This window comes from Bradyrhizobium sp. CSA112 (assembly GCF_029051645.1).
GTDB lineage: Bacteria > Pseudomonadota > Alphaproteobacteria > Rhizobiales > Xanthobacteraceae > Bradyrhizobium.
In genome coordinates, this window is record NZ_JAACFS010000045.1 from 24419 (window position 1) to 39385 (window position 14967).

General features: G+C 60.1%; 23 protein-coding genes and 1 pseudogene. 1 reads left to right on the forward strand and 23 read right to left on the reverse strand.

Annotation, left to right across the window (positions count from 1 at the left end; translation table 11 throughout):
* Positions 1-186 precede the first annotated feature (186 nt).
* The 18 genes and pseudogenes from GWE18_RS37680 to GWE18_RS37765 all read right to left on the reverse strand — a co-directional run bounded on the left by GWE18_RS37680 (position 187) and on the right by GWE18_RS37765 (position 10563).
* On the reverse strand, positions 187-636 hold the full coding sequence (locus GWE18_RS37680) for a Rieske 2Fe-2S domain-containing protein (RefSeq protein ID WP_275190660.1): 450 nt from the start codon (positions 634-636) through the stop codon (positions 187-189).
* A gap of 196 nt (positions 637-832) precedes the next feature.
* Complete coding sequence (locus GWE18_RS37685; RefSeq protein WP_275190661.1) at positions 833-1018, reverse strand: hypothetical protein; 186 nt, start codon at positions 1016-1018, stop codon at positions 833-835.
* A gap of 212 nt (positions 1019-1230) precedes the next feature.
* Positions 1231-2418: a DegT/DnrJ/EryC1/StrS family aminotransferase gene (locus GWE18_RS37690; protein WP_275190673.1), complete on the reverse strand. Its 1188-nt coding sequence runs from the start codon at positions 2416-2418 to the stop codon at positions 1231-1233.
* A 5-nt stretch (positions 2419-2423) separates the two neighbouring features.
* The gene (locus GWE18_RS37695; protein ID WP_275190662.1) at positions 2424-2693 is read right to left on the reverse strand and encodes a DUF6129 family protein; all 270 of its coding nucleotides are present in this window, start codon (positions 2691-2693) and stop codon (positions 2424-2426) included.
* Between the two features lie 33 nt (positions 2694-2726).
* Entirely contained in the window at positions 2727-3086 is a 360-nt protein-coding gene (locus tag GWE18_RS37700) for a DUF3024 domain-containing protein (RefSeq protein ID WP_275190663.1), read from the reverse strand.
* A 15-nt stretch (positions 3087-3101) separates the two neighbouring features.
* Entirely contained in the window at positions 3102-3341 is a 240-nt protein-coding gene (locus GWE18_RS37705; RefSeq protein WP_057847888.1) for a nitrogen fixation protein NifZ, read from the reverse strand.
* The gene (locus tag GWE18_RS37710; RefSeq protein WP_057847889.1) at positions 3338-3658 is read right to left on the reverse strand and encodes a nitrogen fixation protein NifZ; all 321 of its coding nucleotides are present in this window, start codon (positions 3656-3658) and stop codon (positions 3338-3340) included. Before GWE18_RS37710 ends, GWE18_RS37705 begins: the two co-directional genes overlap by 4 nt.
* Positions 3655-4428 carry a 4Fe4S-binding leucine-rich repeat protein gene (locus tag GWE18_RS37715; RefSeq protein WP_275190664.1) on the reverse strand — a complete coding sequence of 258 codons (774 nt, stop codon included), beginning with the start codon at positions 4426-4428 and terminating at the stop codon, positions 3655-3657. The genes GWE18_RS37710 and GWE18_RS37715 overlap by 4 nt, the downstream gene beginning before the upstream one ends.
* Entirely contained in the window at positions 4418-4954 is a 537-nt protein-coding gene (locus GWE18_RS37720) for a hypothetical protein (RefSeq protein WP_275190665.1), read from the reverse strand. The genes GWE18_RS37715 and GWE18_RS37720 overlap by 11 nt, the downstream gene beginning before the upstream one ends.
* On the reverse strand, positions 4951-5079 hold the full coding sequence (locus tag GWE18_RS37725) for a hypothetical protein (protein ID WP_275190666.1): 129 nt from the start codon (positions 5077-5079) through the stop codon (positions 4951-4953). The genes GWE18_RS37720 and GWE18_RS37725 overlap by 4 nt, the downstream gene beginning before the upstream one ends.
* A gap of 228 nt (positions 5080-5307) precedes the next feature.
* Positions 5308-5532 carry a 4Fe-4S binding protein gene (locus tag GWE18_RS37730; RefSeq protein ID WP_057847892.1) on the reverse strand — a complete coding sequence of 75 codons (225 nt, stop codon included), beginning with the start codon at positions 5530-5532 and terminating at the stop codon, positions 5308-5310.
* An 11-nt stretch (positions 5533-5543) separates the two neighbouring features.
* A complete protein-coding gene (gene nifB, locus GWE18_RS37735) occupies positions 5544-7043 on the reverse strand; it encodes a nitrogenase cofactor biosynthesis protein NifB (RefSeq protein ID WP_245310781.1) in 1500 nt (499 codons plus the stop codon).
* 339 nt (positions 7044-7382) lie between these two features.
* Positions 7383-8246, reverse strand: a complete 864-nt coding sequence (locus GWE18_RS37740) for an SIR2 family protein (protein WP_057852083.1) — start codon at positions 8244-8246, stop codon at positions 7383-7385.
* Positions 8243-8467, reverse strand: coding sequence for a putative nitrogen fixation protein NifT (nifT, locus tag GWE18_RS37745; protein WP_057847894.1), 225 nt, complete (start codon positions 8465-8467; stop codon positions 8243-8245). Before nifT ends, GWE18_RS37740 begins: the two co-directional genes overlap by 4 nt.
* Positions 8468-8471: 4 nt before the next feature.
* Entirely contained in the window at positions 8472-9656 is a 1185-nt protein-coding gene (gene nifS / locus GWE18_RS37750) for a cysteine desulfurase NifS (protein WP_213290818.1), read from the reverse strand.
* An 11-nt stretch (positions 9657-9667) separates the two neighbouring features.
* Positions 9668-9944, reverse strand: a pseudogene (locus GWE18_RS37755) (NifU family protein).
* 19 nt (positions 9945-9963) lie between these two features.
* A complete protein-coding gene (locus tag GWE18_RS37760) occupies positions 9964-10284 on the reverse strand; it encodes an iron-sulfur cluster assembly accessory protein (protein WP_057852082.1) in 321 nt (106 codons plus the stop codon).
* Positions 10285-10359: 75 nt separating this feature from the next.
* A complete protein-coding gene (locus GWE18_RS37765; RefSeq protein WP_057852081.1) occupies positions 10360-10563 on the reverse strand; it encodes a hypothetical protein in 204 nt (67 codons plus the stop codon).
* Here GWE18_RS37765 and GWE18_RS37770 point away from each other — a divergent pair.
* Positions 10562-11152, forward strand: coding sequence for a hypothetical protein (locus tag GWE18_RS37770; RefSeq protein ID WP_108523046.1), 591 nt, complete (start codon positions 10562-10564; stop codon positions 11150-11152). The genes GWE18_RS37765 and GWE18_RS37770 overlap by 2 nt on opposite strands.
* 15 nt (positions 11153-11167) lie before the next feature.
* Here the strand turns inward: GWE18_RS37770 and GWE18_RS37775 are convergent, their stop codons facing one another.
* The 5 genes from GWE18_RS37775 to GWE18_RS37795 form a co-directional block, all read right to left on the reverse strand.
* A complete protein-coding gene (locus GWE18_RS37775; protein WP_108523045.1) occupies positions 11168-11572 on the reverse strand; it encodes a Rieske 2Fe-2S domain-containing protein in 405 nt (134 codons plus the stop codon).
* Between the two features lie 587 nt (positions 11573-12159).
* Positions 12160-12363 carry a hypothetical protein gene (locus GWE18_RS37780; RefSeq protein ID WP_275190667.1) on the reverse strand — a complete coding sequence of 68 codons (204 nt, stop codon included), beginning with the start codon at positions 12361-12363 and terminating at the stop codon, positions 12160-12162.
* 104 nt (positions 12364-12467) lie between these two features.
* Positions 12468-12728 (reverse strand): hypothetical protein, encoded by a 261-nt coding sequence (locus GWE18_RS37785; RefSeq protein WP_057852077.1) that lies wholly within the window; start codon positions 12726-12728, stop codon positions 12468-12470.
* Between the two features lie 347 nt (positions 12729-13075).
* Positions 13076-13606 carry a type II TA system antitoxin MqsA family protein gene (locus GWE18_RS37790; protein WP_108523044.1) on the reverse strand — a complete coding sequence of 177 codons (531 nt, stop codon included), beginning with the start codon at positions 13604-13606 and terminating at the stop codon, positions 13076-13078.
* 780 nt (positions 13607-14386) lie between these two features.
* Positions 14387-14869 (reverse strand): Wadjet anti-phage system protein JetA family protein, encoded by a 483-nt coding sequence (locus tag GWE18_RS37795; protein ID WP_275190674.1) that lies wholly within the window; start codon positions 14867-14869, stop codon positions 14387-14389.
* Positions 14870-14967: the final 98 nt, after the last annotated feature.

The window sequence follows — 14967 nt, forward strand, 5'->3', positions numbered from 1 at the left end:
CTTGCTGTTCGACTGTCCCCGTACCATTCATACATGCCGGGCTACTGGATGACTTCGGCCGCCGTGCCCGGCCCTTGATCTCTCACGAGTTCGAAAGCAGCGAAGGCGCGGGCCTGCGCCAATGTTCATGAGAACGACGGCGCTTTACCGAAAGGCTCCTGAGCTACGGTCATGAGATCATCCCTGTTAGTCCGGATGGATCATGATGTCCATGGTTTCGTCGCTGTCCTCGAACGGATCGGGAAACCCGTTGTCCTCCACCAGCTTCACGCCACACAGGCAGACGTCGCCGTCGACCACAGCGAGCGCGACCGGCTCAAGGGCCTTTCCGTTGCAAGGGCCATCGATGCAAAACCCGCTATCGATCTCGAAGGTCGCACCGTGCCGGCCGCATCTGATAAAGGCGCGGTCCGACGAGAAAAACTCTCCGGAGCCGATGTTGAGCCAGACACCGTCATGCGGGCAGCGGTTGACATAGCCGTGGTAGTCGTTTCCAAAGGTCCGCACCACGACAATCGGAAACGGCCGGCTCTCGCCGCTCTCGTCGATCCGCGACAGGTTAAAACCCTTCGCGCCGCCCCGCTCGATTGCATCGGCGCGACAGACGGTGAACACCTCGATCTCTTGGCTGCCCATATCGCGGTGCTACCTTCGCTCGTGCTTGTCGTTGCGTTTTCCTGCCTGAAGGCATCGACGGCGGCACGGGTCAGCCGAAGCACGCCAATTCCACCGACCAGCTCCTGGAAGGGCATCGACGGCCCGCTGATAAAATCAAACCATTGGTGCGGCGTGAGGCAGGCCGGGCGCTCTTCAAGCTCCACCACTGTCTCGTTCAGGGAACAATGACGTGTTGCGAAATCCATGTGCCTTCCCGCCCAAGCTTGAAGAAACCCGAGCCGAAGCCGAAGAGCTCGATGATCATGCTACCGGTTCCGAGCAAATTGACTTCGCAGGCGAGCCGCAACTTGGAGGCGCCTCCTCCGATCGTATTGAGCTTGTCATTCTCTTTGCGCGCCACCCTCGAGAGTTCCTTGCGGCCTTGCCGGACGAAATGTCGGAGGATCCACGTTTGGTCTGCACTTGCATTTGTTTGGCGTTGCGATCTTCGGGTTCTGCAGCACCGCCAAGAGTGATGTGGCCTGAATGACCTCGATCATCTTGCCCCATGGTGAGGCCGTGGCTGTCGACATTCAAGCCCTCCTTTTGCGTCCCATTGATGATTCCTCGGCTCTAATAAATTGCAGCGCCAGCGCCGATGTTGATTGACGCATCCTTCATCGTCTCCACGATGAACTCGATCTGGTCATCGGTGAGGTGGGTGTGAAACGGCAGTGCCAGGGCTCGATCGGCGATCTTTTCCGTGACCAGAAAATCGCCATGCCGATAGCCGCGTTCGAAATAATGTCGCTGCAAATGCAACGGGTGGCAATAGGAGGCGGCCTCGACCTGCTCGATGCGCAGGTCATCGACGATGGCATCGCGGCTGGAGCGCGTGAAGCGCGTCCCGAGATGGACGAGATAGAGGAACCAGTTCACCTCGGTCGCATCGGGAGCCACATAGGGCGGCTTGATACCTTCGAAGGATTGCATATGCGCATTGTAGAGCTGTTCAGCGAGCCGGCGTCGCTCCAGGATTTCGTCGAGGCGCCTTAGCTGCGCAAGGCCCAGCGCGGCTGTGAGATCGCTCATGCCGGCCTGGTGGGGCGCTGCGCTGCTGATGACAACGGAGGAGCGCTCATCCAGCCGATGTGCGCGATGGCGACGCAAGCCGCCGGCCAAGTCGATGTCGTCGGTCACCACCATGCCGCCTTCGCCGCAGGTCAGGGCCAGTGGCTGAGCGAAGTCAAACACGGCGATATCGCCAAAGCGGCCGACGAGTTCGCCCTTGTATCGCGATCCGATCGCTTCGGTCGAATCCTCCAGGAGCGGCAGCTGATGGCGCTGCGCGATCGCGCGCAGCTCCGACCATGGCGCCGGATGCCCATTGGGGTTGCCACCAATAATCGCCCGCGTGTTGGCCGTGACACGCTCTTCGACCTTCGCCGGAGCCAAGGCTCCCGACCAATAGTCGACGTCGGCAAATACGGCCCTCGCGCCCACGAGACTAATAGCATGCACCGCCTCGCGAAACGAATAAGGCGAGGCGATCACCTCCTGCCCGGGTCCGATGCCAAGCGCTTTTAGCGCTAGCAGAAGCCCGATCGTGCCGCTGGGGACGGCAACGGCATATTTGCGGCCAAGATAGGCGGCAAAGGCTTTCTCGAAGGCGTCAGTGATCGGCCCATTGGAGATTCGCGGCGAACATAGCAGCGCTTCCACGGCAGAGAGCTCGGCGGAGGTGATATCGGGATCGGACAGCGGAATGAAGCATACGGCCTCGATCGCTTCGGTGCCGTCGTGATCCTCTGCGAGTGCAATGCCGGTCACCGCCCAGTACTCCTTGCCGCCAGCAGGATACCAATCGCGCGTGCCGGATCGGCCGTGATCTGCACGCAGCGATCGCAGCCACCGATCAGATGCAGGTCGAAACGCGGAAAGCTTCGGAACGGCCGCTCCGTCACATCAGACGCATCACAGCGCGTGAAGGCGAGGTGCGGAAAACGGCGCCGCAGCTCGAGGAATGGGCTTGCATCGGCCTCCGCCGCCGCAAGCACCCGTTCTATTTCGATCAGTTGGTCTGTGCCAAGCGCCATCGCGGTTCCCATATAACTAGTCCCAAATCAGCTTTATTGCCAGAACCGCCGCTCTGGATCCGTGTTTAAATCCTCGATCGCTGAGGTCAGCCGGAGGTAAATGCTGTAAAACTCCCAGATCCCGTGCGCGTGGTTCATGCGAAACAGCTTCCACATCCCGCTCACCATGTCATAGTGGATCAGCGCGACATCGATCAGGCCGCCGTCCTTGTCGATATTGCGAGAGCAGCAGGGACTCTCGATCAGATAGCCACCCCTCACCGGCTTCACATTCGGCGACACAAAGCGATAGCGCTTGCGCGAGCCCAAGGCGCGCTCGATCCGCTTGCGATCGAGCTCGTTCGGGTGAGGGATCATTCCGATCGCTAGTTTTCTCATCACCGCAGCATTCATCGCGAACCAGCACCCTCAAAGCACTGCAATTTCTTCTTCAAGACAGCCGACGACCAGCCGCTCGCCGAACTCGACGAGATAGATTGGCACGTTCGCTTCGGTATGCCTGCCGACCTGCACGATCTCGCCGATCCCTCCGGCGCCCATCAATAGTCCATCGGCCGGTGCATCCGGAAAGGAGCCGTCGTTAATGAGGTCGATCGCCGCCTTGACGCGCTGGCCCCATTGGTACTTCGGCAGCCTCGGGTCGATCATGACGCGGCCTCTTCCGGCAACGGCAGGTCCTCAAACTCCTCGCGCGCCACCGCCGGCACGAGCTCCTTGCGCTTCATGCCGACGCGGTTGCCGCTTTCGAGAAATTCGACGCCATAGATGTAGAACTGCTGCAGGAAAGTGCCGATTGAAACGACGTAACCCACCTCCCCCTTTTTGGCGAGGATCTCGCCGACTTCCTTGCCGGCATAGGTTCCGTCATTGCGGATGGTGCGGTTGGCCCGCACCTTTTCGCCAAAGCTGAAGAAAGGCGGCCCGGTCAGCTCGACCACCTCGCTGTCGCGAACGATGTTGCTCATGTCCCACTCTCTCTCGGTCGTTCGGGCCGGATGGCCACGCGCGCGCGGGCGGCTTCCTGCACCATCGAGTCCCCGTCCTCGGTCAACTCCGCCAGCTCGGCCGCCGTAATGCGGCTTGCCACCTCATAGCGGACGCGCCAATCCGGATCGCGGCGCAGCAGGCTGAGCGAATCCGGAGACAGCCGCCGTGCGATCTCGAGCCGCACGGTGCCATCGGGATCATTGACCATGCCGAGCAGCCAGTCATGGGGAATGCGGAGCGCGACCACGCGGCGCACCTCGGGCTCGTCATCGCTCATGAGACGCCCAAGCAGCGCCGGCGCGATCCGGCTCGCCACCACCAGGCGGACGTAATAGTCCTGGTCCAACATCATCGGCGCCAGCTTCTCGCCGTCCAGCAAGGTCGCAACCCGCATCCTCACCTCCCGATGCGGGTCGCTGCGCAGCCGCAGCACAAAGCGCTTGGGCAGGCGGCGCGCCGCGTTCCAGCGCACGGTTTCCTCAGCATCGTCGAGCAGCATCGGCAGCAGGAACACATTGGCGTGGTTGGCCGAGATTGCGCGCACCTCGAAATGCGGATGTGTGACGTAAGCGTCGGCCAGCACCGGATTCCAGTTGAAGAAGCGGTCGATGCAGCGGGCGTAGCGGTCGTTGACGCAGGCGTGCATCAAGCGGCAGCCGCCGCTGGCCCTGAGCAAGAGATGCGTGCAGGTGCCGCAGTCGACCTCGTTGCCCAGCCAGTCGCGGGCCTTATCGATGTCATCCGTCATCGTCCTGCCCCATCCGCTCCAGCACGTCCAGGAGCACCTTGGCGCCGATCTTGTCGGTCGGGTCGAGCTCCACAAGCTTGTTGGCGGCGGCGTGCCCTTCATCCAGATCGCCGAGCCGCATCTGCAGGTAGGCGTAGGCTTTCAGGGAAAATAAATTGAAGCGCGGCAGGATGTTCTCGTAGCGATCGAAAGCAGCGTCGCTCGTGTTGACCCGCCGCCAATCGTCTGCGAGACTGTTTTCACGAGCTGCCTTACACATACAGAGCTTTGCGACCTCCAACGCCTCGGCCAAGCGAGCCTTGTAGAAATAGAAGCGGTAGAGCCCGATCAGGACGGCGGCGTGGCCCGGCGCCAGCGCCTGCGCTTCATGCAGGTGTTTTTCCGCGATCTCGTCCAGGTGATAGGACAGCCCGGCCTCCCACAGATGATCCTTGGCTTCGCGCGGCAGCCCTTCGCCGAGTAGCGTGTGCGCGATCAGCGCCCCCTCGCTCTCGGACAGCGGATTGCCTGCCCCATCGAGGTTCATTGGCAGCTTTCCTCTTCTAATGGGCAGCCTTTGCGGCGTTGTTGGAGCAGCATACCTGCTTCTGGAAAGATCAGCCCGGTCTGCGCAGAGGAGTCGGTCAAATGGATGGTGACAAAGCCAAGCATTAGCTGGCTCTCGGCATTGAGAAGCAACTTTAGGCCGTTGCTCTCTACGCCTTGCTGACCGGGCTGAGCTGCCGGCGCAACACCTATATCGGCGGGCGGACAACCCCGAGCAACCATCTGCCGTGACGGCGAGCCGGAAACCGGCGCCAACGGTGCCATCGGCGCGCAGCACGTAACTCGTGAGTTTTTCAGCGGCGGGCGTGAGCGTGATGGTCATGGGCTCGCCCCCTACGCCCGCGCCTGGTAGCGCGGCAATGAGGTGTCGACGACGCAGGTGTTATCAACCGGGCACACCGCGACGCATTGCGGCTCGTCGAAATGGCCGATGCACTCGGTGCATTTCTTCGGGTCGATGACGAACGTCCCGCCTTTCTCCGAGATTGCGACATTCGGACATTCGAGCTCGCAAGCCGAGCAGCCGGAGCATTGTGAGGCAATGATCTTGAACGGCATGAATATCTCCCTTACGCCGCCGAAATCAGCGCGCCCTGGCGGATCGCCGCCTCGCCCCGCTCAACATGCTGGATCTCGCCGCTTTGCACCTTCACAAGATAGGACTTGAACCAGGCGATCGCTGATTTTTCGATGAACTCATGGGCGTATTGGTCGACCGGCTCGATCCCTGCCTTCAACAGATTGCTCTTCGGACAGCCGCCGATCTTGGCCACGAAGGCCGCATGGCAGTCGTTGATGGCGCGGATGATGGTGGCAAGGCTCTCCTCCTCGCCATAACCGCCCCGGCAATAGTGATCGACGCGGCGATGGCCGACGAATTTGGCACCCGTAGTGGAGAGTTCGTACACTTGGAACTCCTTGGCATGCCCAAAATGCTCGTTGATCAGGCCCGAGCCCTTCGTCGCCACCGCAACCAAGAGCTTGACGCCGCTCATTTCGTTGCCGAGCTCGGCGAGCTCTTCCTGCTCGGCAGCAACCTTGGCGACGCGCTCCTCCTCGACCTTGGCCTGATAGGCCTTGCGCATCTTCAGGTCATATTTGACGTCCATGGCCATAATCTTCTCGGTAGTGAACTCCGCGCTGCGGTCCTCGCCGAGGAGGCCGACAGCGTCGGCGCGGCACTGCCGGCAGTGCCGCATCATGTTCGTCTCGCCTTCGCAGAGATCCTGCAGTGCCTTCAATTCCTGCGCGGTCGGAGCCCGCTGGCCGTTGAGACCGAGTACAGTGCCGTGCTCGGGCGCGGCGATTAGCGGCATGATGTTGTGTAGGAACGCGCCGCGCGATTTGACCGCCTTGTTGACCTCGACCAGATGCTGGTCGTTGATGCCCGGGATCATCACCGAATTGATCTTGCAGAGGATGCCCCGCTCGGTCAGCATCTCGAGGCCTTGCAGCTGGCGGTCGTTGAGGATCTTTGCGGCTTCGAGGCCGGTGTAGCGCTTGTGGTTGTAGAAGATCCACGGATAGATTTTGGCGCCGATTTCGGGCTGGACCATGTTGATGGTGATGGTGACATGGTCGATCTTGAAGCGGGCGATCGTATCGACATGGTCGGGCAGCATGAGGCCGTTGGTCGACAGGCACAGCTTGATGTCGGGAGCGGCCTTGGCCACCAGCTCGAAGGTCTTGAACGTCTTTTCCGGATTGGCCAGGGGATCACCGGGCCCCGCGATGCCGAGCACGGTCATCTGTGGGATGGTGGAGGCAACCGCCAGCACCTTTTTCGCCGCCTGCTCCGGCGTTAGTTTTTCGCTCACCACGCCCGGACGCGATTCATTGGCGCAATCATATTTGCGATTGCAGTAATTGCATTGGATGTTGCAGGCGGGCGCGACCGCAACATGCATGCGGGCGTAGTGATGATGCGCTTCTTCGCTGTAGCAGGGATGGTTCTTGACCTTCTCCCAGATCTCGGTCGGCAGATCACCCTGGCCGGCTTGCGAGCCGCAGCTCGCGTTGCCGGTGCCGCCGGACGTGCCGCAGCCCTTGTGCTCGGCGATCGCCTGCATGGTCTCGCCGATGTCGACGGCGCTCCCTGCCAAGCTTGCTTCGTCCAGCGCTGATACGTCCATCCGTTCATTCTCCCTGGAGGCGGAAACTGAAAAGAAGATTTGCAACTCGCGTGCCATGGCCGGAATGGCGAGCAATTTTGATCTAAGTCAGAAAGTGAGCCGCCTGCCGCGGTTGGCCGTGGAAGCGAAGCCTTCTGCACGACATTAGAAATGTTCGAAGTGTGACAGGCGTCTTGATCCTGACATGGAGATGAGCGCAGTCATTCGCCGGCGCGAAACGCAAGACAACTCGCGTGCGCCGGCACGCGAGCAACATCGACCCATATACAAGGTCTGTCAGGCAGCGAGCAGGATCTCGATCGCGCGCGGGAGCGGGATCGCAAGCGGCGTCAGGCTCTGTTCGACCAGAAAGCGCAGCTCATTCCTGGACAGCACATCCGGTTCCACGATGGCGTAATGAACACCGGCCGAGCGCTTGGTGAGCTGCCGCGCATAGGTTCGCAGTAGCTGATCGTTGAAGCGGCAACCGATGAAGAGAAATCTTCTGCCATTGCGCCGCTCTTTCACCACATCGGGGATCGGCGTCTGAATGTCGATCTCGGTCAGCACCTCGACATAGTCGGCGTCAGAGATCAGGAAGTTCCTGGCAGGCAGCACGCCGCCGTGCGGCTTGTAGAGGACCGTGGTCCAGCTCTGCGCCACAGCGCGATCGACCTCTCTGCCCTCTGCATCATAGAAGCGATACCAGCGGTCCTCGCCGATGCCGGCGCGGCAAATGCCCTGCACCTCGCCCCACCCCTCGTGCTTGCCAAGCGCCGCACGCATCGCGCCGTCATACCAGGCATCGACCATGACAGGCAGGGACAGCGCGGCGAGATGATGATGCAGTGGTGTCGGCTCGACCGGCGCAGCAAAGGCCTGCGCCACCAATGCCGTCACGGTGGAGCGATGCTTGTTGCTTTCGATGTGCTGCGCCGACGCCCAGACATTGCCGTTGGCCCGGCGCGGCAGCGCGACCTTGGTAGCGAAGAAGCCAGCCAAGGCCTCCGGCGTCATCGGCGCATCCGGTTTGGACAACGCGGTGAGACCAGGTCCGAGATAGGGAACAATGCTGCCGGCACGCAGCCTAGCCGCTACGTCAGTGAGAATCGCCTCCGCATCGGCCGCGTTGACAAAGTCGATTTGCGGGGTCACCTTCATCGGTCGTCGCCGCCCTCGCCGCGCTTTCGGGCATTGACCGTGATCGGCAGCGGCGTATCGCTCGCCATTTCGGGCAGATCGAGCACCCAGCCATTGGCTATTCTGATCCAGCCGCCCCACAGCGTCTCGTGCTCCGATTCAACGATCGGCTCCTCGAGATCTTTTTTCGGCACGTAAATCGACAGGCCCGCCTCCGGAGAGCGGCGAATCATGACTTTCATGAGATCAACTCGTGTATCGGGGCGAATTGCTGGTGGGATTGGGATGCTCTCGTGACATGGCGCGCAGGTGAGCCACGATGCCGGACAGTACGCGGACGACCTGATCGACTTCTTCGACGGTGGTTTCATGCGATAAGGAAAAGCGCACCGCGCCGCGCAGGCTCCTCGCCGGCACGTTCATGGCGCGCAGCACGTGCGACGGGTCCATTGAGCACGAGCTGCAAGCTGATCCCAGCGAAGCAGCAATGCCCGCGCGATTGAGATGGTGGACGATTGCTTCGCCTTCGAGATCCTCGAAGGCAATGTTGGCCGTGTTCGGCAGCCGGTTGCTGACATCGCCGAGCGCCATGCAGTGGCCGTTGTGCAAAATCGCCTGCTCCAGGCGATCGCGCAACCCACCAATGCGAACGCGATCCGGCTCGAGCCGCTCCGCCGCAAGCTCTGCAGCTTTTCCAAGACCGACGATGCCGGGGATGTTCTCGGTTCCGCCGCGGCGCCTTCGTTCCTGTGCCCCGCCCCAGATCAGCGGTCTGAAATTTGTGCCTTGGCGTAAAAAGAGCGCGCCGGTCCCCTTGGGGCCGTGCAGCTTGTGCGCGGACAGCGATAGCATGTCGATAGCATTGTCCTTCAGGTCGATGGGCACCCTGCCTATGGCCTGCACGGCATCAGTGTGAAACAGCGCGCCTGCCGCACGCGCTAACCCGGCCAGAAACTCCACCGGGAAAATCGTGCCGGTCTCGTTGTTGGCCCACATAACCGACGCAATCGCCGTGCGTGGTCCAAGCGCCCAGCGAAAGGCCTCGACGTCGAGCCGTCCGCGCGAATCCACCGGGATCACGTGCGTCTTGATGCCCCTTGTCGCCAATTGCTCGACCAGCGTGAGGATGGCGGAATGCTCGACGGAGGTGGTGACGATCTCGTCGCGCCCTTCCTGGGTCGTAAGCGCGGAAAGGATGGCGGCGTTGTTGGACTCGGTCCCGCCGGAGGTGAAGACGATCTCATGATCGTGGGCGGCCCCCAGCAAACCCTGCAGGCTGCGGCGCGCCTCCCCCACCGCGCCCGCGATCTCGCTGCCGAAGGTATGGGTGGACGAGGCATTGCCGAACTGCTCCGTGAGGAACGGCAACATGGCTTGCAAGACACACGGATCTGTCCGCGTGGTCGCATTGTTGTCGAGATAGATCGGCACAAACGCCTCCTTCAATGCCGCGCATTGGCGGCGCCGGCGACCGGGATCAGGCGAACGAAGTCGCCGAGCCTTTCGACCAGCCGCGCCTGAATGCCTTCTAGCGTCGCGCTTGAAAGCTTGCAGAATACGCAGGCACCAGTCAGCTTGACCATGATCTTGCTCCCCTCGATCCCGACCAGCTGACAGTCGCCGCCGTCGCGTTGCAGATTCGGCTGGTTCGCGCCGTAGTTGCTCCCGACCGGTCTCAATGCTCGGCGGTTGCTTCAGTTGTTCCGGTTCGACCGGCATGCTTCGATTTCTCTTGTCATCAGCTGAAGGATTTGCCGCAAGAGCAGCTCGATTTGGCGTTCGGGTTGTCGAAGGTGAAGCCCGAGCCCTCGAGCGCCACCACGAAATCGATGGTCGTGCCGGCGAGGTGGTCATGGCTCTTGTTGTCTACGAACACCTTGACACCGTCGCGCTCGATCACGGTGTCGTCAGGCTTAGCCTCGTCGGCCAGGCTCAACCGGTATTTGAACCCGGCGCAGCCACTGGCCTCGACCATGATGCGCAGGCCGCTTGCCGGCTGCGCCGATGCTGAAATCGTGCTCTTGACCGCATTCACTGCGCTATCCGTCAGATTGATCATGGCTATCCTTTTTGCCTGGGTCGTTTGCATGGGAATTGGCAAGTCGCATGCCAGCGCGCCCGAGCTTGACATTGCTCACCTTTTCGAAATCGCGCCTGTTGGCTTTGCGACGCGTGTAGGGTTGCTGACAAAGGTCTTCGAGGGATTGCGGCGGCTTTGCGTGTCTTCTTTATGGATTTCGCCGATGAGCGTTACGAACGCGGCGGCAAACAATTTGCATTGCGTCTCCCGCCGCCGGAGTGTCCGGCGATTGTCTTGGATCGAGGGATGATTTTTCATGACTGCAATCGAGAACACCGCGCTAGGCCGGTTCGAGAAGGAGGGGCGCCTGCTCAATGCCATATTCAAAGGCGGGACCACCAAGCAGGGCCGGTTCGGCTTTCGCGGCGATATCGCCCTAAAATTCCAGGCCCAGGTCGCGGACGAGAAGCGGCCGCCCCACTATTCGATCGAGCAGGTACTGACGGTCGTGCAGGAAGGCGAAAGGAGCATTCCGGTGCTGGCCGGCTATCTGCACTGCTTCGCTTATCTTGCTGATGTCGCAAACGTTCTTGACGGCGCGCTAAGCCCTGATGGCAGCTACTTCATGTTTTGCAACAACATAGACCTGTTGGCGAAATACCGAATCAAGCTCGGTGGTATCACCTTCAACGTGCTGCCGTGCGATGAATCCACCGTTTGGAAGGAAATGATGTACCTGGCCGGGGTCGACAAGAATGACATCAAGAAGCTCGACGCGCCCGGCAAGCTCGACTACCTGCTCGACGCAACTGAGGATCTCGATGCGTCCTATGATGAGATCTCTTACGAAGACGGGCTGAAGAGGATGGAACCTGTGAGAAACCGTAACGAGAACCGGCCGGTCTGAGCGCCGGCTTTAGCTTTAGCCAGAGGAATCCTCCTCGACAAGCCGCACGCCGGTAACGCAGATATCGCCGTCCAGCACCGTCAACGCGACCGGCGTGAGACTGCTGCCCTTGCACCGGCCGTCCACACAGCGGCCGGTGCCGAGCTCGAAGGTCGAGCCGTGCTTGCCGCACATCAGCCGGATGCCGCGTGGATCGAAAAACTGGTTGCATTCCCAGTCCAGATTGACGCCATTGTGCGGGCATTTGTTAAGATAGGCAAACACCCGCTTGCCCCAGCGCACCACGACAATGGGCCACGGCCTGTGGCTGCCGTCTTCGTCGACGATCATGAGGTGGAAGCCCATGGCGCGCTGGCTTGGAATATCGTTGAAGCCGCAGATTGCATAGGCGATATTCGGCTGCGTCCGCCGCTCGTTCATGACAAGAGAACCATCAATTGATCATCCTGCGATCAGCCTTGCAAAAATCGCGCAAAGTACCGGATCGCCTCACCTTCTTGGGAGTCCGGCGCGCGCCGTCGCAAACGAGAAGCCGCTCGATCATCGGACCAACGAGCTTGGTGGGATCAGGCACCGCTTGGCTGTTCAGCAATCGGATCGCAGCAGATCCAGAGCCATCTGGCCGCGCGCGTGGTTTCTGTTATTCGCTCAGGACCTTCTCAAGATCCAGCGCGGCGCTCTTTTCAGCTGGCAGGCTGTCAAGGTTCTGCATTCGCCATTTGACGGCCGGCAAATCGCGGGCACCGGGAACGCCCCGAGCAAATCTCATTCAGCATCGCCGCGCTCAATGAAATCAGGAATTTCCGATGCCTGTCTGGCATGTTGCCGACAATCTCCGCGACAGCGTTTTGCGTACGGCCAGCGGCTCATCTCGCGAAACGGACTTGGCAGTCATACCTTCGAAGCAGCGCACAAATTCCTGGCTGATATCCTTTTCGCTCCGCCTAGCACTTCATGCCATTGGGAGATTATGGCTGAGCATGTAGACAATGAAGGCAGTGCGCAGATCATCGCTGATACCTTATTTCCCAGCAGGTCGCGGACACCGAATAAATCGCGCGGATGCTGACGATCGAGCGCTGCAACAACTTACCTGCGTAAAGGTCGCCCCTCCGCAACTTGCGTCTCACCGCGTCGATCTCTGTTAAAGATTCTTCGCGCGGCTTGACCGGCAGGTACGTGAGGTCGATGTCGACTGAAAGGCGCGGCATGATGGAAGCCGACCTGAAGCATCCGCCATCGCATCAATCCCTCTTTGCGTCGTTGTGAAGTCGGGTGAGGTCGCCCGCTGTCGTGGAAACCTTAACCGTTTGTTTCATGTAGGAAGGCCGTCGGGTGTTTCGCCACGCGCATCGAATCGTGAAGTCTCTGGCGGCAATTCATCGAAGCCGGTCAGTTTGACGAGCCGGCAATAGCGTTCGGAAAGCGGGCCGATGATAAGGGAATTCCGGTCGGGGCCGCTGTCATATGCTGCGCCGACGACGGCTTCGATGGTTGAATGAAGGTCGTCGCCAAATGCGAAGCTTAATTTGCGTGGTGACACGTCGATTGCGTCGATGAACAGGGTTTCCGTCATGGTGTTCTTGATGACGAGGCACGCCGTCGCGTCGTGAGGCTGAAAGAAAATCGTCGGCTGCGATTTGTAAAGCCGGTCATAGATCAGGAATGCCGTTGACAGTATGCCGCCAATTCCGCCAACGAGCTGATTGCTTCTATTGGGTCGAAAGTCATTCCGCGAATTCCCCGTCAAACGCGACTATACAGCAAAAAGCCCGGCATGGTTGCCGGGCTTCGAGGTCGATAGAGCGCGTGCCGCGTCGCCTAGCCGCAGCAGCACGCCGCGACAGTCGCTTGGGATGGGGCGCTTACCGAAGTTAACTGCCTCTTGCGGCGCAAGTTTACGCTTATGGAGAGAGGCCGCAATTAAGCGGCCTCACTCCACATCGTGTCGTCTTCTTCATTTGTACGGTGCGTGGTCCGCACGCGGACCATTTCAATCGGTGCAATTCCCCCTTCGGGAAACGGCACAAAAACCATACTCGCAATGGCTTTAGGGTCGTACTCGCACGCGCCATCACTCAGCAACGCACAGACGTTGTGGCGCACAAGCTTTTCGCTAGCGCCGCCAACCCCATTATGGTCATTCTCCCAACGGGACACATGTTCTGCGGACAGGTCCATTGCTGCCGCAAAATCGGTTTGCTTCATGTCCAGCGCGCGCCGGATAAACCTCACTTCTTTACCAGTCAAACGCTCAGGACTCTGGGCGCGCGCCATTGCAGCAGCGCGGGTCAATCCCTGGACGTCCGGTATGCCAATCATTTCGTCGCCGCAAGCAGAGCAGCGCTGCACGACAACAGCATTCAAGACCTTGACGACCAAACCGCCCAAGTCTTCAACGTGCTCTGGCTTCACACTTCTCTCCATCAATCCATTCTTGCATTTGCAACGCATCTGACAGCCCTTTCACTCATTTCTTGTTCGCCCAAGTCGTGACGATCTTCACCTCTGCGACATCCTCGTAAGCCACGACTACAGCCGTTATTTTCCTCCCGTCGTTATCAGTCCCTTCTGCCCTCCATTCTTCTTCTCCGTTTTCTTTGTTCACCTCCACCAATGATACCGTACATCGCCCAAGCACGTTGATGACATCGAGTTTTTCGATGCCATCTTTCTTGCGCTCAATCTCAGCGTGGTTCGTGAAGAAGATCGTCCCTTCGTGAAGAAGATCGTCCCTCGCCGCGCGATTCTACGCAGGCGACCGGCCTCGTTCTCAAATGCCATCGGCGAATGCCATAGCTGTTGTTGATCGCGCGTTCCATGGGCTTCAGTTGATCTAATGTCAAGTTATTCGTCCAGCTTACCCAGAATGCCAGTGGGCATCTAACAGGCAAAATGTGGCACTTCAGCAACATATCTGGATATATGGCCGTCGAATTGGTTGACAATAGGTCAAGTTTTCTTGACCCTAGGTTCAATATTTTCGGGCGAAATCCGTTCCATGCACGGCGGCAGCGCTGACGGCCGACGCCAAGGCGGGCCAGCCGCGCCCGTCTCGTGAAACGCCCGGCGGCGGCCGACGCACTGGCGTGCTTCCTATTGGCTTGGCGGCCTATCGGCCGAACTGTCCCGTTAAGAAACGGTTAACCGTCCGCAAAAATTCCATACAAATTCCGAAAGATCAGTTGGCACGAAATTCAAGAAACCATTGTGCTGCAGGCATAACTTTAATTTCTAGAGCTTCAAAACAAGGGTGTCCGGCGTGTAGGAGATCCTGAGCGCCAGGTCGACGATGGCGTCGCGGAAACGGTAGGGATGGTTCACCGTCAGGATGGACTCGAAATCTTTCAGCGGGAGCTGATCGACGAACTCCTCGAAGAAGGCCTCCAGGCGGGTGCCGAGCGTCTTCGACTCCATGACCGTCCGCCTGATCCGCTTGAGGTCGGCGAGGATCGCCCGAAGGCTCTTGGTGAACTGGTCGGCCTGGTTGCGCGCCCCACGCACCGCGAGCGCGGCTTCGCGCTGCTTGCGATAGGTCACCTCGGGCGTGAGCTTCTCCATCGCCTCGAGGTTCAGACGAATCTGGACGATCAGGCCGCCGAATCTTTGGGAGAGGTCCTTGTTCAGGCTCGCCTGTCGCTGGATCACCAGCATCGCCATGTCGACGGTGACCCGCAGGCCGTATTCCTCTTCCTCGAGCCCGCCCCAATCGACCAGACGCGAGTAGAGTTGTCGGGCCGAGCCGAGCGCCTTGTCGCCTTTCTCGGATGCGAAAGCGAGGGTCGGCTTTACGGATCCGGCGGCGGCCCGCCGAG

Coding starts and splice junctions, on each gene's coding strand:
- GWE18_RS37725 (WP_275190666.1), bottom strand. CDS start 5,079: ATGCTTGGCTTTGTCACCATCCATTTGACCGACTCCTCTGCGCAGACC.
- GWE18_RS37780 (WP_275190667.1), bottom strand. CDS start 12,363: ATGCCGCGCCTTTCAGTCGACATCGACCTCACGTACCTGCCGGTCAAG.
- GWE18_RS37785 (WP_057852077.1), bottom strand. CDS start 12,728: ATGACGGAAACCCTGTTCATCGACGCAATCGACGTGTCACCACGCAAA.
- GWE18_RS37705 (WP_057847888.1), bottom strand. CDS start 3,341: ATGATCGACCCGAGGCTGCCGAAGTACCAATGGGGCCAGCGCGTCAAG.
- GWE18_RS37760 (WP_057852082.1), bottom strand. CDS start 10,284: ATGATCAATCTGACGGATAGCGCAGTGAATGCGGTCAAGAGCACGATT.
- GWE18_RS37740 (WP_057852083.1), bottom strand. CDS start 8,246: ATGAAGGTGACCCCGCAAATCGACTTTGTCAACGCGGCCGATGCGGAG.
- GWE18_RS37710 (WP_057847889.1), bottom strand. CDS start 3,658: ATGAGCAACATCGTTCGCGACAGCGAGGTGGTCGAGCTGACCGGGCCG.
- GWE18_RS37775 (WP_108523045.1), bottom strand. CDS start 11,572: ATGAACGAGCGGCGGACGCAGCCGAATATCGCCTATGCAATCTGCGGC.
- GWE18_RS37720 (WP_275190665.1), bottom strand. CDS start 4,954: ATGAACCTCGATGGGGCAGGCAATCCGCTGTCCGAGAGCGAGGGGGCG.
- GWE18_RS37765 (WP_057852081.1), bottom strand. CDS start 10,563: ATGAAAAATCATCCCTCGATCCAAGACAATCGCCGGACACTCCGGCGG.
- GWE18_RS37730 (WP_057847892.1), bottom strand. CDS start 5,532: ATGCCGTTCAAGATCATTGCCTCACAATGCTCCGGCTGCTCGGCTTGC.
- GWE18_RS37700 (WP_275190663.1), bottom strand. CDS start 3,086: ATGAATGCTGCGGTGATGAGAAAACTAGCGATCGGAATGATCCCTCAC.
- GWE18_RS37770 (WP_108523046.1), top strand. CDS start 10,562: ATGACTGCAATCGAGAACACCGCGCTAGGCCGGTTCGAGAAGGAGGGG.
- nifT (WP_057847894.1), bottom strand. CDS start 8,467: ATGAAAGTCATGATTCGCCGCTCTCCGGAGGCGGGCCTGTCGATTTAC.
- nifB (WP_245310781.1), bottom strand. CDS start 7,043: ATGCAGGCGATCGCCGAGCACAAGGGCTGCGGCACGTCCGGCGGCACC.
- GWE18_RS37790 (WP_108523044.1), bottom strand. CDS start 13,606: ATGCGTTGCAAATGCAAGAATGGATTGATGGAGAGAAGTGTGAAGCCA.
- GWE18_RS37680 (WP_275190660.1), bottom strand. CDS start 636: ATGGGCAGCCAAGAGATCGAGGTGTTCACCGTCTGTCGCGCCGATGCA.
- GWE18_RS37715 (WP_275190664.1), bottom strand. CDS start 4,428: ATGACGGATGACATCGATAAGGCCCGCGACTGGCTGGGCAACGAGGTC.
- GWE18_RS37695 (WP_275190662.1), bottom strand. CDS start 2,693: ATGGCGCTTGGCACAGACCAACTGATCGAAATAGAACGGGTGCTTGCG.